27 protein-coding genes and 4 pseudogenes are annotated in these 26,249 nt (G+C 58.3%); 17 read left to right on the top strand and 14 right to left on the bottom strand.

Annotated features, from left to right (window positions below; all coding sequences use genetic code 11):
- Positions 1-37: 37 nt before the first annotated feature.
- Positions 38-799, bottom strand: a complete 762-nt coding sequence (locus tag ACSFC7_RS06015) for a hypothetical protein (protein WP_436346833.1) — start codon at positions 797-799, stop codon at positions 38-40.
- Between the two features lie 113 nt (positions 800-912).
- Positions 913-1,146 (bottom strand): hypothetical protein, encoded by a 234-nt coding sequence (locus tag ACSFC7_RS06010; RefSeq protein WP_436346832.1) that lies wholly within the window; start codon positions 1,144-1,146, stop codon positions 913-915.
- Positions 1,147-1,455: 309 nt separating this feature from the next.
- On the opposite strand from ACSFC7_RS06010, the gene ACSFC7_RS06005 reads away from it, so the two are divergent.
- The gene (locus ACSFC7_RS06005) at positions 1,456-1,773 is read left to right on the top strand and encodes a hypothetical protein (protein ID WP_436346831.1); all 318 of its coding nucleotides are present in this window, start codon (positions 1,456-1,458) and stop codon (positions 1,771-1,773) included.
- Positions 1,774-1,788: 15 nt separating this feature from the next.
- On the opposite strand, the gene ACSFC7_RS06000 is transcribed toward ACSFC7_RS06005, so the two are convergent.
- Entirely contained in the window at positions 1,789-2,082 is a 294-nt protein-coding gene (locus ACSFC7_RS06000; RefSeq protein WP_436346830.1) for a hypothetical protein, read from the bottom strand.
- 107 nt (positions 2,083-2,189) lie between these two features.
- Complete coding sequence (locus tag ACSFC7_RS05995) at positions 2,190-2,354, bottom strand: hypothetical protein (protein WP_436346829.1); 165 nt, start codon at positions 2,352-2,354, stop codon at positions 2,190-2,192.
- Between the two features lie 120 nt (positions 2,355-2,474).
- On the opposite strand from ACSFC7_RS05995, the gene ACSFC7_RS05990 reads away from it, so the two are divergent.
- The 4 genes from ACSFC7_RS05990 (at position 2,475) to ACSFC7_RS05975 (ending at position 4,791) form a co-directional block, all read left to right on the top strand.
- Positions 2,475-3,191: an alpha/beta hydrolase family protein gene (locus tag ACSFC7_RS05990; protein WP_436346828.1), complete on the top strand. Its 717-nt coding sequence runs from the start codon at positions 2,475-2,477 to the stop codon at positions 3,189-3,191.
- A 167-nt stretch (positions 3,192-3,358) separates the two neighbouring features.
- On the top strand, positions 3,359-3,706 hold the full coding sequence (locus ACSFC7_RS05985) for an ArsR/SmtB family transcription factor (protein WP_436346827.1): 348 nt from the start codon (positions 3,359-3,361) through the stop codon (positions 3,704-3,706).
- Entirely contained in the window at positions 3,703-4,014 is a 312-nt protein-coding gene (locus ACSFC7_RS05980; RefSeq protein WP_436346826.1) for a DUF7521 family protein, read from the top strand. Before ACSFC7_RS05985 ends, ACSFC7_RS05980 begins: the two co-directional genes overlap by 4 nt.
- Before the next feature lie 381 nt (positions 4,015-4,395).
- Positions 4,396-4,791, top strand: a complete 396-nt coding sequence (locus tag ACSFC7_RS05975) for a universal stress protein (RefSeq protein ID WP_436346825.1) — start codon at positions 4,396-4,398, stop codon at positions 4,789-4,791.
- 99 nt (positions 4,792-4,890) lie between these two features.
- On the opposite strand, the gene ACSFC7_RS05970 is transcribed toward ACSFC7_RS05975, so the two are convergent.
- Positions 4,891-6,915, bottom strand: a complete 2,025-nt coding sequence (locus ACSFC7_RS05970) for a hypothetical protein (protein WP_436346824.1) — start codon at positions 6,913-6,915, stop codon at positions 4,891-4,893.
- 376 nt (positions 6,916-7,291) lie between these two features.
- On the opposite strand from ACSFC7_RS05970, the gene ACSFC7_RS05965 reads away from it, so the two are divergent.
- On the top strand, positions 7,292-8,467 hold the full coding sequence (locus ACSFC7_RS05965) for a DegT/DnrJ/EryC1/StrS family aminotransferase (RefSeq protein WP_436346823.1): 1,176 nt from the start codon (positions 7,292-7,294) through the stop codon (positions 8,465-8,467).
- Between the two features lie 216 nt (positions 8,468-8,683).
- Entirely contained in the window at positions 8,684-10,123 is a 1,440-nt protein-coding gene (locus ACSFC7_RS05960; protein WP_436346822.1) for an NAD-dependent epimerase/dehydratase family protein, read from the top strand.
- A gap of 78 nt (positions 10,124-10,201) precedes the next feature.
- Here ACSFC7_RS05960 and ACSFC7_RS05955 read toward each other — a convergent pair whose 3' ends face one another.
- Positions 10,202-10,912: a hypothetical protein gene (locus ACSFC7_RS05955; RefSeq protein WP_436346821.1), complete on the bottom strand. Its 711-nt coding sequence runs from the start codon at positions 10,910-10,912 to the stop codon at positions 10,202-10,204.
- 385 nt (positions 10,913-11,297) lie between these two features.
- Here ACSFC7_RS05955 and ACSFC7_RS05950 point away from each other — a divergent pair, with 385 nt between their 5' ends.
- The 3 genes from ACSFC7_RS05950 (at position 11,298) to ACSFC7_RS05940 (ending at position 14,306) form a co-directional block, all read left to right on the top strand.
- Complete coding sequence (locus ACSFC7_RS05950) at positions 11,298-12,113, top strand: hypothetical protein (protein ID WP_436346820.1); 816 nt, start codon at positions 11,298-11,300, stop codon at positions 12,111-12,113.
- A gap of 154 nt (positions 12,114-12,267) precedes the next feature.
- Positions 12,268-12,864: a GNAT family N-acetyltransferase gene (locus ACSFC7_RS05945; protein WP_436346819.1), complete on the top strand. Its 597-nt coding sequence runs from the start codon at positions 12,268-12,270 to the stop codon at positions 12,862-12,864.
- A gap of 245 nt (positions 12,865-13,109) precedes the next feature.
- On the top strand, positions 13,110-14,306 hold the full coding sequence (locus tag ACSFC7_RS05940; protein ID WP_436346818.1) for an NAD(P)/FAD-dependent oxidoreductase: 1,197 nt from the start codon (positions 13,110-13,112) through the stop codon (positions 14,304-14,306).
- 231 nt (positions 14,307-14,537) lie between these two features.
- Here the strand turns inward: ACSFC7_RS05940 and ACSFC7_RS05935 are convergent.
- Together ACSFC7_RS05935 and ACSFC7_RS05930 are read right to left on the bottom strand one after the other, a co-directional pair.
- A pseudogene (locus ACSFC7_RS05935) lies at positions 14,538-14,714 on the bottom strand (PIN domain-containing protein); the annotation flags it as partial.
- A 7-nt stretch (positions 14,715-14,721) separates the two neighbouring features.
- Positions 14,722-14,952, bottom strand: a pseudogene (locus tag ACSFC7_RS05930) (hypothetical protein).
- Between the two features lie 337 nt (positions 14,953-15,289).
- On the opposite strand from ACSFC7_RS05930, the gene ACSFC7_RS05925 reads away from it, so the two are divergent.
- Together ACSFC7_RS05925 and ACSFC7_RS05920 are read left to right on the top strand one after the other, a co-directional pair.
- Complete coding sequence (locus ACSFC7_RS05925) at positions 15,290-15,529, top strand: hypothetical protein (RefSeq protein WP_436346817.1); 240 nt, start codon at positions 15,290-15,292, stop codon at positions 15,527-15,529.
- Positions 15,526-15,879, top strand: a complete 354-nt coding sequence (locus ACSFC7_RS05920; protein WP_436346816.1) for a type II toxin-antitoxin system PemK/MazF family toxin — start codon at positions 15,526-15,528, stop codon at positions 15,877-15,879. The genes ACSFC7_RS05925 and ACSFC7_RS05920 overlap by 4 nt, the downstream gene beginning before the upstream one ends.
- Positions 15,880-16,131: 252 nt before the next feature.
- On the opposite strand, the gene ACSFC7_RS05915 is transcribed toward ACSFC7_RS05920, so the two are convergent.
- The 3 genes from ACSFC7_RS05915 to ACSFC7_RS05905 form a co-directional block, all read right to left on the bottom strand.
- Positions 16,132-16,554 carry a VOC family protein gene (locus tag ACSFC7_RS05915; RefSeq protein WP_436346815.1) on the bottom strand — a complete coding sequence of 141 codons (423 nt, stop codon included), beginning with the start codon at positions 16,552-16,554 and terminating at the stop codon, positions 16,132-16,134.
- 356 nt (positions 16,555-16,910) lie between these two features.
- Positions 16,911-17,327: a PIN domain-containing protein gene (locus ACSFC7_RS05910; RefSeq protein WP_436346814.1), complete on the bottom strand. Its 417-nt coding sequence runs from the start codon at positions 17,325-17,327 to the stop codon at positions 16,911-16,913.
- 9 nt (positions 17,328-17,336) lie between these two features.
- Positions 17,337-17,567 (bottom strand): hypothetical protein, encoded by a 231-nt coding sequence (locus tag ACSFC7_RS05905; protein ID WP_436346813.1) that lies wholly within the window; start codon positions 17,565-17,567, stop codon positions 17,337-17,339.
- 1,144 nt (positions 17,568-18,711) lie between these two features.
- Between ACSFC7_RS05905 and ACSFC7_RS05900 the strand changes: the two genes are divergently transcribed.
- Entirely contained in the window at positions 18,712-19,344 is a 633-nt protein-coding gene (locus tag ACSFC7_RS05900) for a hypothetical protein (RefSeq protein ID WP_436346812.1), read from the top strand.
- Positions 19,345-19,706: 362 nt separating this feature from the next.
- Here ACSFC7_RS05900 and ACSFC7_RS05895 read toward each other — a convergent pair whose 3' ends face one another.
- Positions 19,707-20,342, bottom strand: a complete 636-nt coding sequence (locus ACSFC7_RS05895; protein WP_436346811.1) for an IS6 family transposase — start codon at positions 20,340-20,342, stop codon at positions 19,707-19,709.
- 164 nt (positions 20,343-20,506) lie between these two features.
- On the opposite strand from ACSFC7_RS05895, the pseudogene ACSFC7_RS05890 reads away from it, so the two are divergent.
- Positions 20,507-21,349: pseudogene (locus tag ACSFC7_RS05890) on the top strand (IS630 family transposase).
- 9 nt (positions 21,350-21,358) lie between these two features.
- On the opposite strand, the pseudogene ACSFC7_RS05885 reads toward ACSFC7_RS05890, so the two are convergent.
- A pseudogene (locus ACSFC7_RS05885) lies at positions 21,359-21,634 on the bottom strand (transposase); the annotation flags it as partial.
- A 609-nt stretch (positions 21,635-22,243) separates the two neighbouring features.
- On the opposite strand from ACSFC7_RS05885, the gene ACSFC7_RS05880 reads away from it, so the two are divergent.
- The gene (locus tag ACSFC7_RS05880) at positions 22,244-22,447 is read left to right on the top strand and encodes a hypothetical protein (protein WP_436346810.1); all 204 of its coding nucleotides are present in this window, start codon (positions 22,244-22,246) and stop codon (positions 22,445-22,447) included.
- A 213-nt stretch (positions 22,448-22,660) separates the two neighbouring features.
- On the opposite strand, the gene ACSFC7_RS05875 is transcribed toward ACSFC7_RS05880, so the two are convergent.
- A complete protein-coding gene (locus ACSFC7_RS05875; RefSeq protein WP_436346809.1) occupies positions 22,661-23,416 on the bottom strand; it encodes an IclR family transcriptional regulator in 756 nt (251 codons plus the stop codon).
- Positions 23,417-23,801: 385 nt separating this feature from the next.
- On the opposite strand from ACSFC7_RS05875, the gene ilvA reads away from it, so the two are divergent.
- Together ilvA and gcvT are read left to right on the top strand one after the other, a co-directional pair.
- Positions 23,802-25,025, top strand: a complete 1,224-nt coding sequence (ilvA, locus tag ACSFC7_RS05870; RefSeq protein WP_436346808.1) for a threonine ammonia-lyase — start codon at positions 23,802-23,804, stop codon at positions 25,023-25,025.
- A gap of 128 nt (positions 25,026-25,153) precedes the next feature.
- Complete coding sequence (gene gcvT / locus ACSFC7_RS05865) at positions 25,154-26,245, top strand: glycine cleavage system aminomethyltransferase GcvT (protein WP_436346807.1); 1,092 nt, start codon at positions 25,154-25,156, stop codon at positions 26,243-26,245.
- The last annotated feature ends 4 nt before the right edge of the window (positions 26,246-26,249 follow it).

Raw genomic sequence — 26,249 nt, 5'->3', positions numbered from 1 at the left:
TGGATCTTGGTGTCGTCTGTCTAGTACGTTTCCCCGACTACTCCGATGCTCGATACCGATCGATCCGGGCTTTGTTCTCAGCGTACGACCGCCCTGAGTCGTAGATCGGATCCGTCGGCAACGCGGCGTCTCCCTCTGGCACGGTCGCGACGGGATACTCGGTTTCGGCGAGCACCTCTTGGACCATCGATTCCCACTCGCCGATCGGCGAATCTTCGTCCATCATGCCGCGCAGGCGCTCGAAGACATCCGCGACGTCGGCGTACGCTTCGTTGAAGTCCTCGACCCACGCCTCGAGGTCGTCGAGGTCGTCGTTCACGCCGGCGTCGCGAAGCCGCTCGTCGACGATCGTCTCGACGTCGCGTTCCCACTCGTCGCCGCGCCGGTCGTTCTTGTGCGGCAGGTCGGGGTCGGTGTATCGCTCCAGGGCGTCACGGATGATCCGTCGGAACTCGTCGGGATGTTGCTCGAGGGCGTTCAACTCGGTCGCTCCAGCCCCGTGTTCCTGTTCCCACTCGGTGATACGACGGTTGTACGCGACGCCACCGGTCCCTGTCGCCGAACTCTCCTCGATTGGCTTTCGCGGGAGCTCGAGATCGTCGATCTGGGATTTCGTCACGGCCAGCCGTTCGATGACGACCCACTCCTCGAGGTCGCCGCGTTGGTGGAGCCACGCGAGTTTGCCCGCCATGTTCGCCGGCATATCGTAGCCCTTGACGTCGAAATCAGCCAGATAGAGGATGACGGCAGGTTTCCCGGCCTGTTCGATTCGTTGGGCGAGCTCATGAGCGACGGTCAACGAGAGGTCGCCCTCACCCTCGACGACGACGTTGCAGCCATACTCGGCGGCCAGCCCGCCCCGGCCGCGGATGTAATCGGGGAGCGTCTTCTCGCTCCAGAGCTAGTTCGGTCTCAGTCAGCACGGTCAGTCGCAAACCCGGCTATCGCTTCGAGTGCGGTGAGGACTGCCAGGAACACGAAGAACCCGAGTACGATCGAGTCCAGATAGAGGAACGCGACGACACCCCACAGCACGGAGGAAACGGCCGCAGCACCGCCCGGCGATCCGGGTGGTGCCAGCCTCTCTCGTTCCCCAGTTGCCGGCCGATCCGGATTCTCGACACCCTCGCGCTGCTCGTCGCTCATACTCGCGTGATACGACCGCACGATACAACTAGCTGTTCACGTACCTGATTACGGATCTATCTCCCCTCGTTCCCGGCTGAATCGGCACCGACACGCTCGAATGAGCACGTTTCGATCGGAGTCCAGTTCGGAGCTTCGATGCGGTAGCCACTCCCGTGAACCGGTCGGCCATCGGTATAACTCACGATCAAATACAGGCTGAAAGGGATACCGACTCAGTCGTACGTGTCACACAAAGACGGTCGTCAGTACCGTCGTTGATGAACATTCAGAAGCCGAATCTCGCCATTCGATCGAGGTGGTATACGGGTGGTTGACGCGACGCTCCGGCGACGAGGGTGGCTCGTCTCCGCGACCTGTCTCGCGCTCTGGGCCGCGAGTACGCTCTCGTTCGCGTGGTACGTCTTCGTTGCGGGCCTCTCGGCGGAGCAACGGCGGCTGCTCGAGCAGTTCGCTCACCGGCCCCTCGAGACGACGATCGAACCGCTGGTCGTGTTACTGGTCTCGACCATCGCGCTCGGCGTACTCACCGGTCTCTCGTTGGTGTACTACGGATACGCACAGTGGCGACACGCACGACACCGCCGGCTCGCACTCGAGTGCGAACCCGAGGCAGAGCGTCAGTAAGGGAGTTCGGCGTACTCACTCGTCTTCGCCGTTCTCCTCGTCCGTCTCGTTGTCTTCGTCCGGAGCCCCGCCCGTCGGTTCTTCCGCCTCGTCGGCATCTGCATCACCCTCGTCACCGACTTCGTCCGGATGCTCGGCTTGCTCGTCGTCGTCATTCTCATCGCTCGCGTCGTCGGCGTTCTCGTCCTCCATCCCATCGTCCGGTTCTTCGTCACCGGGGCCATCGTCACCACAGCCGGCGAGCAGGGTGATCGAGCCGACCGCGGTGAGACCCGACAGTTTGAGCAGACGCCTGCGATTGCGATCCATCGTGTACACTGGTAGTATACCGTCCGGGACATATCAGCCGTGCTTGCGATACCGTGCGGGCATCGTGTCGGTCCGCGAGTTACATCCAATCTGGGCGTCGGCGCAGGTCAGGACGGGTGCTGGTGGCGGACCTTCTCGGCGATCTGCCCCGGTACGGGCGTTCCACAGTCCGTACACTTCCAACTCGGTGTCGCGATGCCCGACTCCTTCTCGAGGTCCTGCTCGAACTGCAGTAGTGCACCACAGGTACACCGGTAGGTCGTACGGGTCATATTGGGGCGGTCTCGGCGAAAGCGGGTAAACGGTGTGCCAGCGACGGCACCGCGGCTTCGGGGGAGCGTCGGAGGACTGAACAGCAACGCCTACGGTCGCGACGCTCGAGCGGACACGTAATGGCCGAAACGGACCGCAGAATTCCGGTCGCCGACGGGGAGTCCGTCGCTGCCGTCCACCACGAGGCGCCCGGAGACGACTGGCTCGTCTTCTGTCACGGGTTTCTGAGCGACAAAACGGGGAGCTACGAGCGTCGCTGTCGGCGAGCGGTCGAGCGGGGATACAACGCCGTCCGGTTCGACTTCCGCGGCTGTGGCGAGTCCGACGGGGCGTTCGTCGATCAGACGCTCAGTTCGAAACTCGAGGACCTCCGTGTCGTCGTCGAGCACTTCGATCCGCCGTCGTACGCACTCTTCGGCTCGAGTTTCGGCGGGAAGGTCGCGTTCCACACCGCCGTGCGAGACGACCGAGTCGAGGCGGTCGTCACGCGAGCACCCGTGACGTACAATCGAGCCTTCGACGAGTACCGGATGACCGTCGAACGCGATGGCGAGTGTCGGTTCGAGACCGGCGATCGGATCGATCGCCGATTCTTCGACGATTTCGCGCAGTACGGCTTCGAATCCGTCGAACGATCGCTCGACGTCCCGGTTGCGATCTTCCACGGCACAGCGGACGACTCCGTCGACGTGGCCCACAGCTTCGAAGCGGCGTCGCAGTTCGAGACTGACGTCCTCCTCGAGACGTTCGCCTCGGAGGGCCACCTGTTCTCGTCTGCGGCCGAGGAACGGGTTCTCGAACGGACGTTCCACTGGCTCGAGACGCAGTCACAGTAGCTCATCGATGAACCGCATATCGATATATCATTCTGTCTGCTTCGCGAGCCCGCTGTCCCCCTCGACGTCACGTTCTGGAACCAGCATCGATCGGTTGCGAAACCGGATTTTCTCGGTCAGAAAAACCGGACCGTTTTTCATAGCGTTGCCAGAACGAACAGCTACCAGTGAGTGAGGATACCGATCTGTCGACAGTGCTCGCGGTGCTCGACGACGAGTACGCACGCAAGATCCTCACCCATACGAGCATCGAATCCATGTCTGCCAGTACCCTGAGTGAACGGTGTGATGCGTCCCTACCGACGATCTATCGTCGACTCGACCGCCTCGAGGAGTGCCAGCTCGTGACCGAAGAAACGGAGCTCGCACCCGACGGTAACCACTACAGCGTCTACAGCGCGAACCTCGAGCACCTCGAACTCTCCCTCGAGGACGGCTCCTTCGAACTCGAGATAACGTACCGTGAGGAAGACGTCGCCGACAAGTTCACCCGCATGTGGGAGGGGATGCGATGAGCCAGAACGTCGTCCGAATCGACGAGGCTCCCCTGTTCGAACTCCTGACCGTGGCGAGTCTCTTTCTCGTCGCGCTGTTCGGCACGGTCATCGCCTATCAGGCTTACCGGGGCTATCGTCGCAACGACGCGGGATCGATGCTCTATCTCGCTGCTGGATTGCTCCTGCTGACGCTCTGTCCGTTCCTGATCAACGTGACGGTCACGACGTTCGCCAGTCCGGGGCAGGTCGTGACGGTGTTTCTCGAGAACGTGAGTCGACTACTCGGGCTGGTTGCGATTATGTACTCGCTGTACGGTCACCATTGAGTCGGAGGCGGACACGCTGGGGCTACTGGCTGCAAAACTGAGACGGGCATCGTGTTCGTCGGGCCGAAGCGGAGGTGGGGGACCTCTTTGTCGACGATACCGCACGGAACGACCGTGGGTCGGGGAAGCGGCCGTCCATCGGATCAACGGCTTCGTCAGCGGAGTGGCACTGTTGGGATGATCGGTTTCGACGGCATACGCCGTTCGAAGGGAGGTATCCTCCCACTCCTTCCTTTCGGCCGTCACCTAATAGTGATACGAGCGTATTTTCTGGGTCGGAAAATCCTCGCCGCGGCCCGTCCCGATCGCATCGCGGTCGAACTGGCATCGGTCGAGTGACCGTTTCCACACCTTCTTTGCGGCGCTGGCCCTGTTTTCGGTATGCACTACCTCGTCGGTACGACGTCCGTACACACGACGGCCGCGGTCTGTGATTATCTCGACGACCGTGCGACGAGCGACGACAGCGTCACCGTCGTCGCCGTCGCGCCGGCGGACGACGCGACGGCACGGAGAGACGCACAGGAGGCGCTGAACGTCGCTCCCGTCAGACTGGCTCGACTCGGCGAGGTTCGGACGGAACTCCGGGATGGTGACGACCCCGTACAGACACTCCTCGAGACGGCCACAGCGGTCGACGCGGACGAGCTACTGATCACTCCTCACAGCGGGCTCCCGGACGAGTCGACTCCCGTGGGATCCGTGGGATCGACCGCACGACGGCTGCTCGCGGCGGCGTCGCTCCCGGTCGTCGTGGTGCCGGTTCCGGACGTCTAACGGCGACGCCACGGGCAAAGCGGGATTGAAACGAGATGGAAACGACGGACCGGATCGACGTCGAACGTATCCGCGGCAGTCGCTCTCACCGAGTGTGGACTACCGCTCCGGGAACGCCGACGCGATGAAGTGGCCGTCGTACATGAGTGAGACGGAGGGCCGCGTGTCGTCCACGTCGGCGTCTTCCAGCACAGTAATGCTATCACCCTCCGAGAACGTCCCGTCGGCAGCGTCTTCGAGCGGGACCTCGGTGGTGCCATCAGCCGTATAGATCTGCGCCTCGAGCCTCGAGACGGAGAGTGATGGGCCGTCTTCGTGACCGATAGCGAGCGCGCCGTCGTCGATGGACGCAGAGAGCCTGATCGACGGGGTTGCGGAGCCACCGCCGAGGTAGAGGTCGTCTCCCCAGACGACGGTCACGTTCGAGCCGATGTCGACGTCGTCGAGGACGACCGTCGATCCGTCCGAAACCGTCCGTGACTCGTCGCTCCACTGTGTCTCCGCCGGTTCGTTGTCGATCTGCAGTTCGTAGGCGTCGGCCGGTTCGCTCTCGTCGCCCTCGAAGACGAGTTCGACCGTCAGCGTGTTCGTCTCGTAGTCGTAGTCGATGTGGGGCCGTCCTGGCGGTCGAACCGTGGTGTTCGAGAGGGCGTTCTCGAACGTCGGCTCTTCCCAGCCGACGACGACGGTCATTCCGGGTTCGACATCCTCGAGCGTCACCTCGTCGCCGGTCGAGAGCGTCCCGTCCCACGGCGTCACAGTTTGTAGCGGGTCGGCCGACGAGCCGTACTGATACTCCGCGTCGTGGACGCCGACGGTCACGTCGTCCCCCTCGAGCGGGTACTCATCCTCGTACCGGACCGTCACCGTCTCGGCGTCCGGCTCGTGCTCGAAGGCGAAGTGGAAGTGATTGAGAATCGCCGTGGTGACCGAGGACGTAAAGCCGTCACCCTCGTGGGTGACTGTCACGGAGAGGTTCGGCTCGAGGCGGTCAGATTCGAAGCGAATCGTATCGCCCTCGTCGATTACGTCCTGCCCGTCGGCCCAGATCGCTTCGTCGTACGGTTCGTCCTCGATTTCGATGGTCAGTTCGTCGACCGGCGTCGGATCGGCGTGCGTGACGCGGACGTCGACGTACTCGTTGTCCGGATCGACGGATTCGACCCGGAGACCGCTTGGACTGTTGTGTTCTGCGGCACGCCGTCGGGCTTCGAGGTCGACGGTCCAGGTCGCAGTCACGACCTCGCCGTCGGTATCGGTCGTCACGGCCGAGCCGTGTTGAGGTGGGTACGCGGTGACGGTCTCCTCGAACCGCTCGAGTAGTTCGTCAGTGATCGCCGATTCGGATTCGAGTGCAAGCGCCTGCGTGTGCTCGAGCGTGTTGGCGTCGATCACCGTCGTCGCGTACGCGGCGAACTGGACGTCGTCGGCGTCGAGATCGAACTCGGGTTCGATATCGTCGTGGGCCCCGACGATCTTGGTGCCGGCGTCCGCGAAGTAGTCGACCCCCGCATCGAGTGCCGACTGTCCCTCGAGCAACGTCGTGGCGTCACCGGCCGCCGCATCGAGTGCCGCATCGACGAGTTCGTCCGATTCAGCGAGGATCGCGACGTCGTCGACGAGCGCGACAACGTCGTCCTCGTCGTCGGGACTGCCGCGTTCGTACGACGTGCCGCTGTCGTGTTCGGTCGATTCCAGCGTCAGTTCGGCGTCGAGGTCGAGGGCATCGAGATCGCCGTCCTCGAGTTCGAGCACCGAGAGCGGAATCGAGAAGTCGTCGAACTGTTCGACGACGACGCCTCTGGAGACGGCGGAAACGTCGCCACCCCATTCGTGCAGGGCTGCGACACCGATTCCGTACGAGAGGCCGTACCGATTCCCCGTCTCGGCAGTCTCGAGGCGATCGAGATCCGCCGACGTTACGTTCACGGCAGTGTCGAACGCGTCCGGTACGTACTCGAACAGCGTGTCTGCGTCGATTGCACTGTCGTCGTCGGTCTCGTCCGAGTCATCCGACTCGTCGGGGGGCGAGCCGTCGTCGGTGAGCGACAGACAGCCTGCGGCCGCGAGAGCGACTGTCGAACCGATGCCACCGAGGAGGGTTCTGCGGGGATGGTCCTGCATTGACACGATATTAATTGAGTGAATATAAGTATGTTATGAAGAAATTCTTTACTAGTAACGTATCGTCTCTCGGCGGGTCGGTGACAGCGACGGACCGACGCAGTTCGATACCGTGGAACCTGTCGCCCGTTGGTCGAGATCGGGTATCGACTCACACTGTCCGTCGATTCGACGTCGCACAACGATTCAGCCCTGGCCCTCGAAACCCGTTATTCCCTCAAATCACGATCTAACAGTGGTCTCGCGGACGATCAGAGAATTTTCGAGGCGAACGCGGGGATAAACGCTGTGCAGGTAACTGCAAGCGCCGAAACCGCCGCATTCCCGAGCGGTAGCAGACGGCTACTTAATCAACAGTCTCGCGAATTGTCTCTCGATGAGTGACGAAATTCCGTTGTTCGAAATCCCGTGGGACGAAAACGATGTTTCGAACGCCATCGATTCGATCACACGGGGGTCGTACTGGGCAAACGGACCGTACATCGACGAATTCGAGAACGGACTCGAGGAGTATCTCGGGGTCGAACACGCAGTGGCGGTCAACTCGGGGACGACCGCGCTGGTTGCCGCGTTGACGGCACACGGGATCGGGGAAGGGGACGAAGTGGTCGTGCCCTCGTTTACGTTTATCGCCACCGCGAACGCCGTTCGTCTCGTCGGCGCCACCCCGGTGTTCGCCGACATCGAGCGGGAGACGTACGGGATCGATCCCGACCACGTTGCGACGCAAGTGACCGACGACACGGCGGCGATCCTGCCGATTCACCCCTACGGGGCCGCCTGCGATATCGGTGCGCTCGAGGAGATCGCCGCCGACGCGGGCGTCCCGTTGATCGAGGACGTCGCCGAATCGTTCGGCGCCGATTATCACGGGCGGATGCTGGGGACGATCGGTGACGCGGCGGTACTCAGTTTCTGTCAGAACAAGGTCCTGCCGACCGGCGAAGGCGGTGCGGTCGTCACCGACGACGACGATCTCGCAGGCCGCCTCGAGCGGTACCGCTCACACGGTCGCGCGTCGTCGGAGTACTTCGACTCGGCCGACAGCGGCGAGTACGAGAGCGTCGGGACGAACGTTCGGATGGCCGATCTCGTCGCGAGCATCGGCTGTTCGCAACTCGAGAAGGTCGAAGATCATATCTCGAACCGCCGACGCGTGGCGTCACGACTGTCCGACGGGCTCGCTGCTGTGGACGGCGTCGATCCCCATACCGCCGCCGGTCGCGGGCGCCACGTCTACCAGCTGTATACGGTCACCCTCCACGAGGACGTCGACCGAGATGCCGTTATCGAGACCCTAACCCGGCGAGGGATCGCATCGAAGGTGTACTGGGAGCCGAGCGTTCATCTCACCCAGGCGTACCGCGACGAGTACGGGTACGAGCCGGGTACCCTCCCCGTCACCGAGGCGGTCTCGGGCCGCGTGCTCTCGCTGCCGATCCATCCGGGCCTTCAGGAGGACGAAATCGACCGGATCACGGCCGGTGTCGAAGCGGGCGTCGAACGTGGACGATCCACCGCCAGAGCCCGCTCGAACACGATATCGAATTGACTACTTACAGTCCCACCGTCGTTGACGTAATCGACGCGACTTTTTGACAGCTTTGCATCAAGTGTTAGCGGACTATCAGTCCAACCGATCCATAACAAAGGGGCCACCGTCCGGATTGAGTGAATAGGCCGCGTCGGCGTCGGTACCCGACCGACAATCAGCGGCAGTTGGAGTCGATACGTAATCATGAGATGGCCAGTCACAGCCGATTCGCGGATGTCGATTCGTACCGCACTCACGCGGATCGATCGATCCGAATCAGGAGGCATCGTTGTCGTCGACGACGAGAACCAGCTCGTTGGGACCGCAACTGACGAGCGACTCAGACGGAAACTATTCGACGGTATCACACCGGATACGCCGGTGTCGGCCGTGATAAACGAGGATCCCGTCGTCGTCGATACGAGCGGGAGCATCCGAACGGGAGCGGGGGCGTCGAACACCCTCGAGAGCAACGGTCAACCGCAACGGACGACCATCGCGCCCGTGATCGACGACGACGAGCACGTCATCGACGTCACGACGGTCGAAGTAACCGACGGTGCGACCCGCGAGATCGAACCGGACGCGAACGCCGTCGACACGGTGCTCGTCGTCGGAGGGGCGGGATATCTCGGCTCGGTGCTCTCCCGTCAGCTTCTCGAGGACGGGTTCGACGTTCACGTTCTCGATCCGCTGATGTACGGCGATGCCGGTATCAGGGACCTACGCGACGACGACCGGTTCACGCTGTACCAGGGCGACGCGCGGTCGATCGAGACGGTTCTCGAGGCGATCGCCGGTGTCGACGCCGTGGTTCATCTCGGCGGTATCGTCGGCGATCCCGCCTCCGAGATCGACCCGGAGAAGACGCTCGAATACAACCTCCACTCGACGCAACTGCTGGCGTCGATCTGCAAGTACCACGGCATCAACCGCTTCGTTTTCGCCTCGACCTGTAGCGTCTACGGCCGCTCCGAGACCCAAAACGAGCGGCTTTCCGAAGAGTCACCACGAAACCCGGTTTCACTGTACGCGCGACTGAAGATACAATCCGAACGCGTCCTCCACGACCTCGCCGACGACCACTTCTCCCCGACCATCCTCCGGATGGCGACGATCTACGGGCGATCGCCGCGGATGCGGTTCGATCTCGTCGGCAATATTCTGCCGACCAAGGCTCACACCGAGGGGACGATCCCGGTGTTCGGTGGCGATCAGTACCGACCGAACGTCCACGTCGCCGACGCCGCTCGAGCGTACGTCGAGTGTCTGACCGCGCCGATCGACGACGTCGCCGACACCGTGTTTAACGTGGGATCGAACCAGCAGAACTACCGAATCGACGAACTCGCGACCATCGTCGCCGACTGCTTCCCCGACGCGTCGATCGAGTACCACGACGAACTAACCGACGAGCGGAGCTATCGCGTCGAGTTCGGGAAGATCAGAGCGGAACTGGGATTCGAACCCGAGCGGACCGTTCGCGACCACTGCCTCGAGTTGCGGTACCACTTCGAATCCGGGACGTACGACGACTATACAGCGACCAGATACAACAATTACGAGACGCTCGAGCAGGCACCGAGCTACGAGAACACGGCCGCAGTCATCGACTCTCACGATCCGGTCGCACGCGAGCGGCCGCGTGAGAAACTCTCCTCGAAGGAAGTGTAACTCGGTACCGCCACGTGATCGATCACTGTCCGACCGCATCGACAGCCAGCGTGATCGATTCCGAACGTCCCGGGCCGATTACGAGCGTTCGAACTGACTGACGTCGAGTTCGTCGGGTACATCGTCTCTCTCGCGAATCGAACTCGCACACGACTCGGCGTCCGGGTTCTGTACCGAAACTGCCCCGCCACCGGGGACGACCGGTATTTCGGCATCGAAGAGTTCGATCCCCGAGACGATCGGACCGTACGCGAACGACCCGAACTCCGCCGTCGCCGAAATCGTCCGCTCGCCGTCGACGCTGCCGACCCGTTCAGTGATCGTTCCGAGTTGCCCCCGTTCGTCCCACCAGAACAGCGATAGGAGTACTTCGGCCGCGGATTCGGTGACCCGAACCGTTTCGCAATCGAGGAACTCGGCGTACTCCGCCGATGCTGAATCGTCCCCTGGAGCGTCTATTCGGTCCACGTAACAGTCCTCGAATCGGGGGTTCTCGACCCGCTCGTCCCCGAGGCCCGGTATTACGACGTCGGTCTCGGACAGTTCGACGTACTCGAGGACGGTCGTCTCCGGCGAAAGGTCGAATTCGGCGGCCGCGTCGATCGTTCGCGCACCGTCGACGCCGCCGACCGAATCGACGATCGTTCCCGTCCGCCCATCGTCGGTGACGAAGGTCACACCGAGGAGGACGTCTTCGTACGTGTCGGTGATTCTGACCCGTGTGCAGTCCTGAAACTCGACCGCTGTCTCTACCGTCCCCTCGTCTTCAGAACCGGGGTTAGTTCCCATACCGGAACACCTCTTCGAACGCGGGAGACGTCAGCTGTCGACCGTCGGCGTCCTGGCGTGTCGGTACGTCGTCCGATAGTGTATCCGTGCTGTCGTCGGTGGCGTCGTCGTTCTCGTCGGACGGACGAGTCGCTGTCGACGGAGTCGGTCCGGTGTGTACCACCGTACCTGTCGACAGCCGCGGTCGCCGTCGGTCGAAATCGAACATAGCTTCGCATTCTCGAGCCGATCCCTCAAGTATTTGCCATGGGCCGCTGAGTGTCAGTAAACTCGATACGAACGAGCACCGGTGAACGACGTCGTCGATCGTCTACGTAAACGACCATGTCGTATCAGCTCGCGGACCAGCTAATTCATATCGGTACAGCCTCAAGGGAAACGATACATGGACGGGGAGCAGCGTCGTTTCAACGGCGACACGAAGGTTCTCCACCAGCGAGCGGTCAGAACGCCGCTTCTCGACGCAGCCGCCGAGCGGACGTTCCACGAGAATATGATGACCGTGGCGGACGCTCGAGAACGGAAGGCAGCGTTACTCGAAGACCCCGACGTTCCGTTACCGGACGCCTACGAGACGGAACTCGAGCGCATAGCCACGAGCTTCGAGCGGCGACTCCGGCGTATCGCCGGTGACGAGTACGCGGACGTGGCGGCGGCGTATCACCGCGGTGAGCGCGACGATCGGCTCGGAAAACTCACGTCGTACTACGTCGAAGGGCTGTGGCGGATTCAACAGCGGAACACCGTCACGGAGATGTTGTTCTTTCCACTCATTCTGCGGTATCCCGACAGCTTCACGGTGAACATCCGATTCACCAGCGGCTACACCACGACGAACTCGATTCACTACGAATCCCCAAAACATCTGTCGGAAGAACTCCGTGACGAACACGTCGAGACCTATTACGACGACTGCGTCTACTCGCAGCAGCAGGCGGCAGAATACATCAGGGAGACGGCACAGCTCATTCGCGAGGCGTTTCCCGACCCCGACGAAACCCCGTTCGACGAGCGAAAGTACGGCGGTATCGTCTCCGCCGGTGGGCGCCGAGGAACGACGTTTTCGACGATGCTCGAGCGCGTCGAACCGGATCGCGACCGGTTCTCGAACCCGATCAACGACCCGACGCTCGTCGAAGCGGGCAGCGAAGCGCGACGGACGGAACGAGAGTTACTTCTCGAGGACGATATCGTCGTCTAAGGGCTGAACCGTCCGCGTTCTCGCTCATCGAACACTGTTCATTCGAGTAGAAGTACCGTGTTCAGGTTTCAAGCTGATGGTACAGATTCTGCGTATTTTCTGCTTTCTTATCAGAGTTAATATATGTGTGTTCCTCGAACGAGAACGTGGTCGCATGTTTCCAGAACGTATCGAAACGGAACGGCTCATTCTCGAACGAATATCACACGAGTCCGTCGATGTGTTTGCACTCCACGAGTTCTATACCGACGGAAGAGATACCGAGGAGATGTTCGAGTACTGGGACTCTGATCCCCATCAGACGATAAAGGATACGAACGACTATCTGGACGAGGCTGAGCGGCTGTGGGAAGCGGCTGAAGGTGCGAAATACGTGATTCGGCGAAGAGACGGAGAAGACGACGAAGAACACGCTATCATCGGTACGACGGGTCTGTACCCAGACTGGAACAAACGATCTGCGAACTTCGGTATCCTCCTTGATAAACGGTTCTGGGGACGAGGATATGCCGGTGAGCGCGCTGACGCCCTCCTCCGTGTCGCGTTTGAACGGCTTGACCTCGAACTCGTTGCTGCCTCTCACATCGACGGAAATGAAAAATCGAAACAGGCGATCGAAAAGTACGTCGAACGGTACGGAGGGCAATACGACGGACTTCTCCGTAATTGGCTTCCGCTGGACGATACCGTCGCTGACGTTCATCGATACACGATTTCACAGGAAGAGTATTCTAAATCAACTATCGACTGAGCGGCAGTCTCCGCTTCTGCATTCGACTACCAATTATTATCGATTCTCCTGTTGCTCCATTTGTCGAAACCCTCAGTCGGTGAGATATTGCGGCAGTAGTGCTGAATGCACGGCGCATATCGTACACCGACTGCTCGACTCGAGGCGGATCGTGCTTCCTGTTCAGGCCGTGGAGATTTTTCACAGGATGACTCTATGTGATTGCTTCTCATAGGGGAACGAGGGGGAACTACCCACGAGAACCTATGTACGATACGATCATAATCGGGGCCCGGTGTGCTGGTTCGCCGACAGCAATGCTTCTGGCCCAGAAGGGGTACTCCGTGTTGGTGCTCGACAGAGATTCGTTTCCGAGCGATACCGTGTCCACGCACATTATCAAATATCCAGGCGTCAACCAACTCGAGAAGTGGGGGTTGTTAGACGACGTCGTCGCGACCGGCTGTCCACCCCTCCGCCAGGTCCGATCCCACAACGGTGACTTCCTCCTCTCGGGAACTGCCCCTCCGAAGGACGGCATCTCGATGATCGCGCCACGGCGCACGGAACTGGACGGGATTCTCGTCGAGGCCGCCGTCGAAGCGGGAGCAGAAGTTCGCGAAGAGTTCGTCGTGTGGAAACTCCTCACCGAGGGCGAGCGGGTCGTCGGAATCGAGGGCCAGCCGAAGGGTGGCGAATCGGTGACTGAACGAGCCCGTATCGTGATTGGTGCTGACGGGAAGAATCCGCTGGTGGCCCGGACGATCGATCCGCCGACGTACGAGGAACACACCCCGACAGCCTTCTACTACTATTCGTACTGGCCGGATCTGCCCGACAGGGGACTCGAGTTCCACTGGCGGCACCACCAGTTCGTCCTCTCGATTCCGACGAACGATGGGTTGACTTGTCTGGTTGCAGGACGCCCGATGGAGTACTACCGGGAGTTCAGCGCCGACGTCGAGAGGAACTATCACGAAACGATAGCAATCGTCCCTGTGCTGGCGGATGCCATCGGGAAGCTTCACCCCGTCGAACCCTATGTGGGGATGGCTGTCCCTCACTATTTCCGCCGACCCTACGGCTCGGGGTGGGCACTCGTCGGTGATTCCGGGTTGTGTATGGACCCGTTGCAGGGACACGGGATCTCGGATGCGTTCTGTGATGCGGAACTTCTGGCAGCTGCTATCGATGCTGGCTTCGCGGGCCGCCAACCGCTGGAGGTTGCCCTCGCCGAGTACGAACGGGACCGGAACGCACGGAAAGAAGGGTATTACGACCGAAATTGGAAGGCATCGCTTATGGAAGGGTGGGACGATCCAGCAATACTCCGGCTCCGCGCTGCGCTACGAGACAACCCCGGCGAAGCAGACCGTTGGGCTGGCACGATTGCATTCTCCGTGGATTACGACGAATTCTATTCGTCGCCGTTCGTCAAGGATTCAATGGCCAGTGCTGTATAGAACCGCTGTATGCAGCACGCGACTCCTGTCAGCTGAAGAATTCAAGGACGCTGATTCTCGTACCGCAGCGACCGGGTAGCGATTCCCGCCAATAGACGGACTCGTGAGCGGATCCCCTCGAATACGTCGTCAGTCGCCGCACGGTTACTCTTCGATTCAGTGCCCGAGACGGCTCTGGAACTGTGTTATCGTTCACCGATTGCCGCGTCGGCTTCCTCGATGTGGGGATATAACTCGTCCCGGAGTCATTCCGGACTTCTCGACGATCAGGTCTTCGTAGTCCCCGATTTCGTTGTGGACGAACGAGAACGTCGACAGGTCGGGTTCGAGCGTAACGACAAGTTCCCGCGTTTTCGAGTCGGCGATGAGCGCGGAGATGACGACGTTGGCATCGATAACCAGCTTCATTCGGGGATCAGTCCGACTGTTCTTCGACTCGCTCGCGTCCACGCTCGTTGATCCTGTCGGCGATGTCGGCGACGTCGTTCCCGGTTAGTTCGCTTCCGCACGTGAGTTTCCCCATCACTTCCAGCGTCTCGATCTTCTCCTGAATGGCCTGTCGTGTGACCTCGCTTCAGTTGATCTCCGGATGTCTCTCCATCCGGTCTTTGAGTTCGTCGTCGACGTTGACGGTGATCGAGGGTATACAGAATCCTCTGTGTACACCGGATACTGTGTGTTTCGGCGGATTTCTCCGAGGAGACGTACACTGACCGGATGTCGGGAAGATCTGTGGGAGTCGATCAACGAGTCCCTCCGTTCGTCGGGTTCCCGTCGACCCACCGGAGAAAGATAACGCAACTATCGGGAGGGATGGAGCTCCCAACCCACACAATACGTCCTGAGAACGTCCTCTTCGACTACCGATTCTCGCGCTGTTCGACCGTGTTCAACTGGATGAAATCAACGATACGGTTCGTGGAACTGTTCTTTGTGGGTAATAGTGGGCAACATTTATTCGACAGTAGGTGTTAGTCGGTAACATGACGAAAGTGGATGCGCAGGACTTACAAACCAACGAAACCGACGACCGAGGTCGAATCTATCTCGGGACGGAGTACGCGAACAAGCGCGTAACCGTCGCCGTCGTCGAGGTAGAGTCTGACCGTCCCGACGAGGACGAACTGGCCGCCGCGTACCGCGAGGCGTCAGAGAGTTCGGAATTGTTGGCGGGAGAGTGGGCCGAAGCATCGGACGAGGCGTGGAGCGGACTGGACGAATGAGTGAAGACGCAGAGGTTCGACGGGGTGATGTCGTTATCGTCCGACTAGACCCTGCCGAGGGTCACGAAATGAAGAAGACTCGACCTGCGGTGGTCGTACAGAACGACATCGGAAACGAGAATTCTAGTACGACCATCGTCGCACCTGCAACAGGAACGTATCGAGGCTATCCGTTCGAGGTACTCGTTGAAGCGGCGGAGTCGCCCCTCGAGAAGGATTCGTCCGTTCGTCTCGACCAGATTCGTGTTGTGTCCATCGAAAAGCGGATTCACTCAGTGATCGGAAGTCTTGGCGCAGAAACGATGGAAGCGGTGGACGAAGCATTGAAACTGAGTCTTGGACTCGACTGAGCGTACATGGTGTTACCCGACGGGATGTCTCCACATAGAACGGCCGTCCCAGTGAGGAAGCAACTGAACAGCAACCGGAAGATTCTCAGTAACCAATTACTCGACGAGGTCTAAAAACGGTGATATTAGCTACCGATTCTCGCGCTGCTCGACCTTGTTCAGGTCTCAAACTGACGTTACAGATTTCGTCTACGTTGCCGCTTTCGGACTCTGTGACGAGGACTTTGATGGAAAAGTCGGTGGAGCGAGTGTTCACTCTTCGATTTCGAACTGCGGGTTCCAAACAACTTCCCATAGGTGGTCGTCCGGGTCTTGGATGTGGCCCGAATATCCGCCCCATACACGGTCACGTGGCGGGTCGGTAACTTCTGCCCCTGCTTCTTCCGCCGTCTCCATCACGTCATCAACTTCTTCTTTCGACGCGACGTTGTGGCCGATAGTGAATTCCGCAGGACTTGACGCAGTATCGTCAACGTTCGCATCTTCCGCGATTTGATGTTTAGGGTAGAGTGCAAGCTGCAAACCGTTGTTCAGCGGGAAGAAGGCAACGGCTCCGCCTTCGAACTCTGTTCCGACGATACCCTCCGTTCGCCAACCCAAGCCATCACGATAAAAACCGAGTGATTCCTCCAAATCGTTGACTCCCAACGTGATGACTGTAATTTGTGGTTCCATGATATGAGCAGTCATTTGGGCTTGACACTTGCCCTGTGACCACCGTATAGAAAGGGGGTGACGAGAAAGCCTCTCGCATCAAGAGGATTATAGTCCTTATCAACTGAACTTCTCTACCCGATAGGCACCATTTCCGTCTGTTCGCCGTTTTCCGGGGGGATTAAACCGGACAGTAATGTGTGTTACCGTTTATCACGTTTCTCAACTTTGTTCAGTTCGATGAAGCCCATATTGGAATCTCGTGAAAATAGCGTCGTGTCACAGACCCGTTCCCCTGAATTCGAAATATAGCGGACGTCTGTAGATGGAACATATAAATAGGGGCGCCTTGCTCTACTGGCGGTTGTTCCGATCGGTTAGAGCGTGTCGAATGAATCGATCACGTCGCTCGTCGAATGTGTCTCGACGAGATTTTGTTCGTCGAAGTCGGTATCATCGCTCCAAACGTCTGCGTCCCTGGCGAAGGCGCACGCGACATATAGCACGTCGTCGGGATCGGTTCCGCCGATCGCTGCTTCGGCCTCTTCGATGTGCGGATAGAACTCGTCGGCGGGGACGACCTCGATGTACTGAAACAGGAGGTCGACGAACTGAGCGACTCGCCCTGGACTCATACCGGACTTCTCGACAATCAACTCCGTGTGATTCTCGATCTCGTCGTAGACGAATTTGGGTGTCAGGAGGTCGGGTTCGAGCGTGACGATGAGTTCACGGGTTTTCGAGTCAGCGATGAGCGCAGAGATGACGACGTTGGCATCGACGACCAGCTTCATTCGTCGAGGCTACTCCGACTCCTCTTCGACACGCTCGCGTGCGCTCTCGTTGATTTTGTCGGCGATATCGGCGACGTCGCTCTCGGTGAGTTCACTCCCGGACGTGAGTTCGTCCATTACGTCAAGTGTCTCGAGTTTTTCCTGGATGGCCTGTCGGGTAACCTCACTCCAGTTGATTTCCGGGTGTCTCTCCATCCGGTCTTTGAGGTCGTCGTCGACATTAACGGTGATACTGGGCATACAGAAAACTATGTGTACACAGAATATTGTGCCTTTGGGTTGGAACACAGCAGCAGAACTGACCGATAGCTTCGCGGGGTTTCTCATCAAGACTGGGCGGGGTACTTGAGCGGAGTTGTCGGAACGCATTCAATGCGGACGAGAATCCGGTCTTCCGGCTGCTCACCGATTCTGACTGAACGAGGAGAATCCCTCAGAAATGATTCTTAAACCCCTAATTGGGATATAGAACGCCTAAGGCGTGTGTTTTAAGCCTTACCTGTTCTCACGTTGCTCAACTTTGTTCAGGTAGATAAAATCCATAATACATTCGAGCGAAAGAAAGAGACATTTCGAATGTGAAACTTTTGAATACGACTGGTAGAATCGACTACTCGACACTGCATATAAACAATAGAGTGCAGCGATTAGCGGTCCGCCGCGAACTGCCCTTAGGAACACCCGCCAATCGACCGGCAATTGTGTCTACGATGATAATGTACCGTGGCTCTGTTGAGACCCAGAAACGGTGATAGGTTTCAGGAGTCGTCCTGACTCGATTCTAGAGTCGAAACGGTGTTGTATGAGCTGAGGCAATCCCGACACGTCTATCGAGCGAGATTCCTCGTGTATTGTCGGATGTGGTGGTAAGTGTCGAGTGTTGGCGCAGACGGTTAGGTGATCCAGACGTTCCTCGATGAGAAGGGCAGAATGTCATGGTCGGCGGCCTGGAAATAACGTCTTTCGTCCAATGATAAATAAGGACTCTCTACGAACACTATGACATGATCTCTTTAGGAGAGATCGCGACGGACATCGCACAGGACTCCCTTCAATAGGCCCTCGTGAGCGCTGCTACTTTCGTTTGGGCCTACTTCGGTCGTCCGGTCCCGAATCCGCCAGAATCACTCGAAAACTTCGCGCAAGATCGAATACGCGAGACGATCATCGGGGTAAACCAGCCGTCAACGAGAATCGGGAAACTAAAACGAAGACTCGAGCGACTCCACAATCACAGCAGGGCCCAGAGAGGACAAACGGTGGTACTTCTTCAACCGCAGGTTCGTCGGCACCCCATGTTGATTTTCGTTCATCAAGTGCGGATGAAACGGGGGCTACAGAAAAGACTCGTCGAGAGAGTGTTTTAGAACGAGTGTCTTCGACTGTGGAGGGGATTGGTCCTCGAGAGCGTTTGCAACAATGGATAGCAGAGATTCGAGGAAGTTCCCCATTGATTTCTTTTACACAGTTCACAGAAAAGAGTGAACGTGTTGTCTGGGGTGTATTGCACTTGATCGCGGCCTTGGTGTATATTGTTGCACTACCTGTTGCGTTTGTAGGGGTTCTTCTTGCTGCGTATGAGCTCGGCACGTTTAGTGATCCAACCGCAACTCAGGATGCTGTGTTTGTGATACTGGCATTGCTGGTTGTGAGAGGGTACGTTATAAAGAAATTTGCAGAGGTGTTTAAAAATTTCCTGAAGCTACCTGCGGTGCATGTATGGGGTGCAAGTTTATTCCCGCTCTTTGCAGTTGATGCACAGTGGCAAGTTACGATTGCTTCTTTAGCTGTGTTTCTCTTTGCTGGCATCCGATACTGGAACTATACAGAGGAGAGGTCTCATTCATGGTGGAAAATCCCTGGAATGGGTGACATTGGGGTTGTATGGTCCCGCGGAACTAGCGGTGTAGAACCGACGGGGTGGTTCGAAACGCCCGAATTACGTGTTGAGGGAGATGTCCTCCAGTATGCGGTGGACGTACTACCTACGAACAAGATGTTGCGTTCCAATTACTGATTCTGGATGTATTAGATCAATATCCAAATGGCCTCCCAGAGTCTGAACTGGCCAATAATGTGGGTGCCGAAAGGCACGAGGCAAAACCCATCTTCCAGGCGTTAGCTAGCACAACCCTTGTAAGGCAGACAAACTCTTGGAATTCAGAGAGTGGTGAGGCAGAATATCGGCTCTCACCGAGTGGGGAAGAGTATACACCAGCGTACCTTGGATACCGCGTAATCGATGAACGGCAGTAGTCTGCCTTGACCCCGTACACTTTTTCCGATATTGGATCTGAAGCGTGTGTTTACTGGGTTACTTTGAAGACGTCTCACCACATTCCTTCAACCTCATCTCAACCATCCTGGGAACGGTCGTGTTTAGTTTGTCGCATTGTGCCAGACGGCGAAGGCTTGGAGCCACGATTCGGCTGTCGACGGTTTTGCATGGCTGAAACAGTTTGAGAACGAAGAGGTGCGTCGTTTTATCTCACGAAAGACACGTTCCGCAGCGTTCCGATTTCCATGTTTTTCGTATCGAAATCGGAGCCCAGATCGACGGAGTGCAGTCTGGAGATGTTTTGCTCCATCAACGAGAAACACGGTATCGTCGAGGTCATGTTTCTCAGTGAGTTCCTGCAAGAAGCGTTCTGTCAACGCGGTTGTAGTCGTCGAATACAGCCGTATATGGAGGATGTTGTTCGTTTCCGGATCGACAGCAGTGTACAGCCAATACCGATGTTCATCGAGTTGAATCACTGTCTCGTCGAGCGCGACGTGATTCGGCTTCTCGTCATCCGCCGGCTGTAGATCGCACTTGTGAACCCAATCGTGGACTGCCTTGCGGCTCCGTTCGACATCGAACTTCTCTAATTCTCGAACGGTATTCGAAAGCGAGAAGCCAGCAAGATGGAGTCGAATACCGAGCTCCATCAGCTGACGCGGTGTCCGTTCTCGCTCCACAAAACTCAAATCGATCCAGTCGCTACACCCACTGAGGCGGTGGATTTTTGGCATAGAGCACCACTAAATCGCACTGCCTCACTTTTCACGCTTAACGAAACAGCACCCTGGGAACAGACCGAACTACTTTGTGTGAGATTGTTGAGGAACTCCTTATGGATTGGCCTGAGCTATAGTAACCGTTAGAATTATTTGCTCGTAAAGTCTTACAACAGACAGTGGATCACCTCGACGAGCTCTCAGTCGAAGAGTTGCAATATGCTCTCGACAACGTGGACGGAAAGAAGCCCACACAACGGCTCTTAGCCGCAGTTGCGTACAAAAACGGCGTCACGCAGACTGAACTATCCGAGTGGTACGGCGTGGAGCGACGGACGATCTATAGTTGGCTCAAGCGACTCGATACTGATGAGTCGCTTGAGCAGGCTGTTTCTGATGCTCATCGATCTGGGAGAAAACGAAAGCTCTCGGAAAACGAGCAAGAACAGTTTGAAGCAACTGTGCACGAATCTCCTGAGGAAGTTGGGTTCAACGCACCGGCGTGGACGCCGGTGCTCGTCCAACAGTATCTTGACGAAACCTACGATGTCGAATACTCGATCCCGAGTTGCCGGCGGCTGCTCAAAGAAGCGGGATTGAGCTATCAAAAACCACGCCGTACAGCCGTCGAATCCGATGCTGACGAGCAAGAAACGTTCCGCGAGGAGTTCAAAAAAAACGGCGGGAGATGGACGCCACAGTAGTCTGTATCGATCAAACCAAGAAATCCGTGCAAGTTGAGCCGCGTGCCGCGTGGTTTCCCCGCGGAACGCGGCCGGCCGTCGAACTCTCTGGACAACGCGACTGGACGTCTCTCTTGGGCGCGATCACCGAGGACGGTGATCGTCACCTTCGTCACGTCACCGGCGTACTCTCCGGAACTCAATCCGGTTGAGGAGTGATGGAGACAACTCCAAGCCGCTCTGAGCAATCGGTTCTTCGATTCACTTACTGAACTCACAGCAGCGATCGACACCGCCCTCGACCAATTTTCGATTCCGAGAGTGAGTAATCACTTCTAACATCTACTATAGCTGTCTGAAACTCGCATTAAAGCGGATGTAGGCATAGACGGCGAAGAACCACTTTCTGAGTGCTACCTCCAAGTGTTCGAAGACGGTACCAGTCTGATCGTTGAACGTGCGGTCACAATTCTTACAGAGATACCGCTGGAACACTCGATAGCTGCCGTACCGAATCACAGATTTGGCACGGCAGCGCGGGCAATAAGCACCGTCACGCCAGCGAACCTGTGCCAGCAGGTTCGCGGCACGATGCTCCGAGACGAACGTCTTGAATGGAATCATCGTTTGTCGGGTGGCGCGACCGCGCCACTTTTGCCCGCTCCGACTTCTAGCTACTGCAGCAAGCTGACCAACAATCCTCTACCCAAGAGCGAGTTCTAAAGCCCTTCGGTGAATTTTCCGCTGCTGCTGGCGAAAAGCCGTAACGGTAGTTGTGTTCTCTGGTACCAATCTCGGCGGCGCATAACCACGGTGGAGTTGGGGTATTAGATTACAACAGTATGGTCGTAATCCACGGAAGTCTGGTTATCCTGTCCAATAATTCGCAAGTAGCGAATATCGGTTAACAAGCTCGGTACGAGGCTTACTTACAAACCCTCTACTGGTTCGTTCGTGGACTCGCCCTCGGTCCCAGCAGGGTACGAGGCGTACCCATGAAACAAGTCCGTGCTCAGTAGGGCGCTGGGAGGTACTCCTTGTTGGCTTCTATCAGGTTCTCGGTCATCTCGTGAATATCGTTGAGGGAGAGCGTCGCCGCCGTCAGTGGATCGAGCTTGACGGGGTAGTGGACCGCGTCGCGGACGAACCGGCCCGCTTTGAGAGTCCCGCCGTCGAGTCTACAAAATGAACGATGCGAACGGAATTTAGACGATTGTTGGAACGACCGACTCCATGACTGCGGCCGCCCAACAGAACGGTGGAGGTCCTACCTGTTCGCTGCCGAAGGTTGACCGCGTCGCGGCAGACTCGTCCGACATCCTTGACACCATTGATCGCAACGAACTGATCCGCCAAGACGTGACCCACCAATGCAAGGAAGTCATCGGGGAGATTGAACCTGGTATCGAGTTCCCATACTTCACGTTCGGCGGGTAGGGGACGAGCCACTCTCAATCTTAGGGTTGTAGGGCATTCGACGGTTAATTCGAGTGCAAACGACTGGAGTTGATAGCACAGCCTACGTAATCGAACTCCAGTACTGACACAACGAAAGTCTTATTACAGCAGCACTAATGTAAATCGATCATGGAGACTCGTATGGCGATGAAGGTCCCGTTTGGTCGCAATATGCGATTCCAGTATAGATTTCTACTTCAATGCAAGCTCGGCTTCAAGTTCATCGACCGCGTCTTGGAGTAGTTCGGCCAGTTCCTCGTCCGGTGGAAGCCGATACGGTGGCCCAGAGACGTCCAGCGACCCAAACACGTCGCCGTCCGAGGCCTCGATGGCAACGGCCACCGACCGAAGCCCTTCCAGTGACTCCTGATCATTGACAGCATAGCCTTGCTCTCGAACAAGTTCGAGTTCATTGTGGAGCTCGTCCTGGTTGACGATGGTTTTCTCCGTCTCCCGTGGCAACCCCCACCGGTCTAGGATACCGTTGCGGCGCTCCTCGTCGAATTTGGCTAACATGGCCTTGCCACTGGCGGAGTTGTGCATATAAAAGTAGTGACCTACCTGGAAACCTTCCATTGAGGGGTTGTTGGTTTCGTCGAAGAGAATGATGCTGCGACCGTTCTCCTCGACGGCGAAGCTGACCTCCTCGTTCGTCGTATTCGCGAGCTCGAAAGCTTTCTTCTTCGCTAACTGGTACCGGTCGTCCCGGTAGCGAGCTGCTTCCCCAAGACGGAAAAGCTTCAGTCCGAGATGGTATCTGTCGCCGATCTTCGTGACGTATCCGCACTCCTCCAGGGTATTGAGGTGCGTGTATAGGGTACTCGTGGAGAACTCCATGTGTTCGGCGATTTCCGAAAGTGTTGCACCGTCGAGTTCCTCGATGGTATCGACTATGCGCAACGATATTGCCGTGGTCTTCCGTCGTTCGCCGTCGTTTGGACGCGCCATGATTTAGCACTATCAGGATGGGGGCTTAAATCTCGGGTCAGACGGCATATCTTTCCCCAATATGGGGAATACATATGATAGAATTTCTAGCTAGATCTCGTTTCATTATGATCTGTCTTCCTCAGAAACCTACAATAACATAATTTCCAATTACCGAGACGTATGTTTGCCGGTCAAGCGTGGCGATATGATCATCTACCACTGTGATCACGCGCTCCGTTCCCCATATTCCGAACTGTTATGAACAGCTGGAGATAACGGATACCGCGTCTCGGCTACCAGTACCTATAAATCGCTCCGTGTAATCGTTACGCACGACCGGTACACTACCAAACGGCTCACCGATAAGAACCACTCGGAAGCCAGCCACCGGTCCAGGAGGACTATGTCCGTACAACTCGACGACATTCAGCGAGCACAGGACCGCCTTGCCGGCGAATCGGTCGCCAGAGAGACGCCGGTCGAGACGAGCCGAACATTAGATCGCGATACCGACGCTCGGGTCTTGCTCAAGATGGAGCACCTCCAGCGAACGGGCTCGTTCAAGACGCGAGGGGCGTATAACAAACTTGCCCAGCTCGAAGATGGCGACGATAGATCGACCGTCGACAGGGCGATCGCCGCTAGCGCCGGTAACCACGCACAGGGTGTCGCGCTCGCTGCAGCGGAGACTGGCCGCGAGGCGACTATTGTCATGCCAACAAACGCGCCGCAGTCAAAAGTGGACGCGACGCGGGACTACGGCGCCGATGTCGAACTCCGCGGCCAGAACTTCCAGGCGGCAATGAACTATGCGCAGTCGCTAGTCGATGATAGCGCCGTCTTCGTGCACGCGTACGACGACCCCGACATCGTCGCCGGTCAAGGGACGCTCGGTCTCGAAATCCTCGATCAGGTCCCGGACGTCGATACGATCATTGTGCCGATCGGCGGGGGCGGGCTCATCGGTGGTATCTCGGCGGCCGTCGCGAAACTGGATCCGTCCGTCTGCGTCATTGGCGTCCAGGCCGAAGATGCGGCGACCGTTCCACAGAGCCTCCAGAAGGGTGCACCCCAGACGATCGATTCGGTCCAGACGATCGCGGATGGGATCGCGACGGGCGGCATCTCGGAGCTCACGTACCAACTCATCGACCGGCACGTCGACGAGGTAATGACGGTCTCGGACACGGAGATCGCACACAGCATCCGCTATCTCCTCGAGCGGACCAAGCAGATGGTTGAGGGCGCTGGGGCGGCAACCGTAGCAGCGCTCCTGAGTGACCGGTTTGACGTTGCTGGCGAGACGGTTGTCCCGGTCCTCAGCGGCGGGAACCTCAGCGCGACGATGCTCCAGCGGACTCTCACGCACGAACTCACCTACCGCCAGCAACTTGTCCAGCTCCGGGTTCGCATCGTCGACGAACCGGGGAAGATGAGTTCCATCTCGAGCATCATCGCCGACGAGAACGCCAATATCCGGAACGTCAGTCACGAGCGGGCCATCGACGAGCTGAAAGTTGGCGAGGCATACCTCGACTTCCGGATCGAGACGAGCGGCGGACAGCATACCCAGCACATCATCCAAGCGATCGAAGACGCGGGCTACGAGGTCACCCGTCTCAACTGATGCGCGCTCAGTCTCGTGATTGGACAACGCTGCCATGCGCCGCTCGTCCCGATCCCTGGCTCGGTCATGACACGGCCGAGACGTCGCTCACGGTAAGTTATATACCATTGCAGGAAATTGTCCAAAGCGTGTCGATACGAAAGCCACTACTCCACGAGAAGCACTCGCAGTCCGGAGCCGACTTCACCGACTTCGGCGGTTGGGACATGCCGGTCTCTTTCGACTCCATCACGACCGAGCACGCGGCGGTCCGCGACTCAGTCGGTATCTTTGACGTTAGTCACATGGGCGAAGTCGCGGTCGGCGGTCCGGACGCGGCTGAACTGATGAACCGGCTCACGACCAACGACGTAACTGCGCTCGATCCAGGGGACGCTCAGTACGCCTGCATCTTGACAGAGGATGGGATAATCATCGACGACACCGTGGTCTACCTGCGCCCCGATGGCGAGGAATACCTTTTCGTCCCCAACGCCGGGAATGACGAGATGATGGTCGACCGCTGGACCGACCACGCGGCAACGCATGACCTCGACGCGACTGTTGTGAACCAGACCGAAGATCTCGGGATGTTCGCCGTGCAGGGCCCGGATGCAGTCGAGCGCGTCCAGGCGGCCGCGGCCGATCCCCTCGAGGACGTGTCCCAGTTCAGTGCCCGTGAGACGACGATCGACGGCGCCGACTGTCTCGCTGCCCGGACCGGCTACACCGGCGAAGACGGCTTTGAACTGATTTTCGACGCCGACGACTCCGAGACCATCTGGGATGCGTTCGACGACGTGCAGCCCTGCGGGCTCGGTGCGCGAGACACGCTCAGGATCGAGGCAGGACTACTACTCTCCGGCCAGGACTTCCACCCCGAGGAGGAACCACGCACGCCCTACGAGGCCCGCCTGAGCTTCGTCGTTGATAGCTCGAAGCCCTTCTTCGCCGGCCAAGAGGCGCTTCGCGACGCGGACGATCCGGACGAGATCCTCGTCGGTCTAGAGTTGCAGGAGCGGGGCATCCCACGCCACGGGTATCCGATCCTGCACGACGGCGAGCGGGTCGGCCACGTGACCAGCGGGACGATGAGCTCGACGCTCGAGGTACCGATTGCGCTCGGCTACGTCGACGCCGAGTGCGCCGATGAGGGCACTTCACTAGGCGTCGAAATACGCGATCGGACGGCAGCGGCGACGATCGTGAGCCACCGGTTCCTTCAGGAGCATCGCGATTGAACCA

This window comes from Natronorubrum halobium (genome assembly GCF_051351675.1).
GTDB lineage: Archaea > Halobacteriota > Halobacteria > Halobacteriales > Natrialbaceae > Natronorubrum.
The sequence above is the reverse complement of the archived record's forward strand: the minus strand, read 5'-3'. Positions and strand labels throughout refer to the sequence as shown.

Bases quoted from the DNA above. Each gene is read 5' to 3' on its own strand.
- ACSFC7_RS06010 (WP_436346832.1), bottom strand. From the start codon at position 1,146: ATGAGCGACGAGCAGCGCGAGGGTGTCGAGAATCCGGATCGGCCGGCA.
- ACSFC7_RS06000 (WP_436346830.1), bottom strand. From the start codon at position 2,082: ATGGATCGCAATCGCAGGCGTCTGCTCAAACTGTCGGGTCTCACCGCG.
- ACSFC7_RS05995 (WP_436346829.1), bottom strand. From the start codon at position 2,354: ATGACCCGTACGACCTACCGGTGTACCTGTGGTGCACTACTGCAGTTC.
- ACSFC7_RS05990 (WP_436346828.1), top strand. From the start codon at position 2,475: ATGGCCGAAACGGACCGCAGAATTCCGGTCGCCGACGGGGAGTCCGTC.
- ACSFC7_RS05980 (WP_436346826.1), top strand. From the start codon at position 3,703: ATGAGCCAGAACGTCGTCCGAATCGACGAGGCTCCCCTGTTCGAACTC.
- ACSFC7_RS05975 (WP_436346825.1), top strand. From the start codon at position 4,396: ATGCACTACCTCGTCGGTACGACGTCCGTACACACGACGGCCGCGGTC.
- ACSFC7_RS05970 (WP_436346824.1), bottom strand. From the start codon at position 6,915: ATGCAGGACCATCCCCGCAGAACCCTCCTCGGTGGCATCGGTTCGACA.
- ACSFC7_RS05965 (WP_436346823.1), top strand. From the start codon at position 7,292: ATGAGTGACGAAATTCCGTTGTTCGAAATCCCGTGGGACGAAAACGAT.
- ACSFC7_RS05960 (WP_436346822.1), top strand. From the start codon at position 8,684: ATGTCGATTCGTACCGCACTCACGCGGATCGATCGATCCGAATCAGGA.
- ACSFC7_RS05955 (WP_436346821.1), bottom strand. From the start codon at position 10,912: ATGGGAACTAACCCCGGTTCTGAAGACGAGGGGACGGTAGAGACAGCG.
- ACSFC7_RS05950 (WP_436346820.1), top strand. From the start codon at position 11,298: ATGGACGGGGAGCAGCGTCGTTTCAACGGCGACACGAAGGTTCTCCAC.
- ACSFC7_RS05945 (WP_436346819.1), top strand. From the start codon at position 12,268: ATGTTTCCAGAACGTATCGAAACGGAACGGCTCATTCTCGAACGAATA.
- ACSFC7_RS05940 (WP_436346818.1), top strand. From the start codon at position 13,110: ATGTACGATACGATCATAATCGGGGCCCGGTGTGCTGGTTCGCCGACA.
- ACSFC7_RS05925 (WP_436346817.1), top strand. From the start codon at position 15,290: ATGACGAAAGTGGATGCGCAGGACTTACAAACCAACGAAACCGACGAC.
- ACSFC7_RS05920 (WP_436346816.1), top strand. From the start codon at position 15,526: ATGAGTGAAGACGCAGAGGTTCGACGGGGTGATGTCGTTATCGTCCGA.
- ACSFC7_RS05915 (WP_436346815.1), bottom strand. From the start codon at position 16,554: ATGGAACCACAAATTACAGTCATCACGTTGGGAGTCAACGATTTGGAG.
- ACSFC7_RS05910 (WP_436346814.1), bottom strand. From the start codon at position 17,327: ATGAAGCTGGTCGTCGATGCCAACGTCGTCATCTCTGCGCTCATCGCT.
- ACSFC7_RS05905 (WP_436346813.1), bottom strand. From the start codon at position 17,567: ATGCCCAGTATCACCGTTAATGTCGACGACGACCTCAAAGACCGGATG.
- ACSFC7_RS05895 (WP_436346811.1), bottom strand. From the start codon at position 20,342: ATGCCAAAAATCCACCGCCTCAGTGGGTGTAGCGACTGGATCGATTTG.
- ACSFC7_RS05880 (WP_436346810.1), top strand. From the start codon at position 22,244: ATGACTGCGGCCGCCCAACAGAACGGTGGAGGTCCTACCTGTTCGCTG.
- ACSFC7_RS05875 (WP_436346809.1), bottom strand. From the start codon at position 23,416: ATGGCGCGTCCAAACGACGGCGAACGACGGAAGACCACGGCAATATCG.
- ilvA (WP_436346808.1), top strand. From the start codon at position 23,802: ATGTCCGTACAACTCGACGACATTCAGCGAGCACAGGACCGCCTTGCC.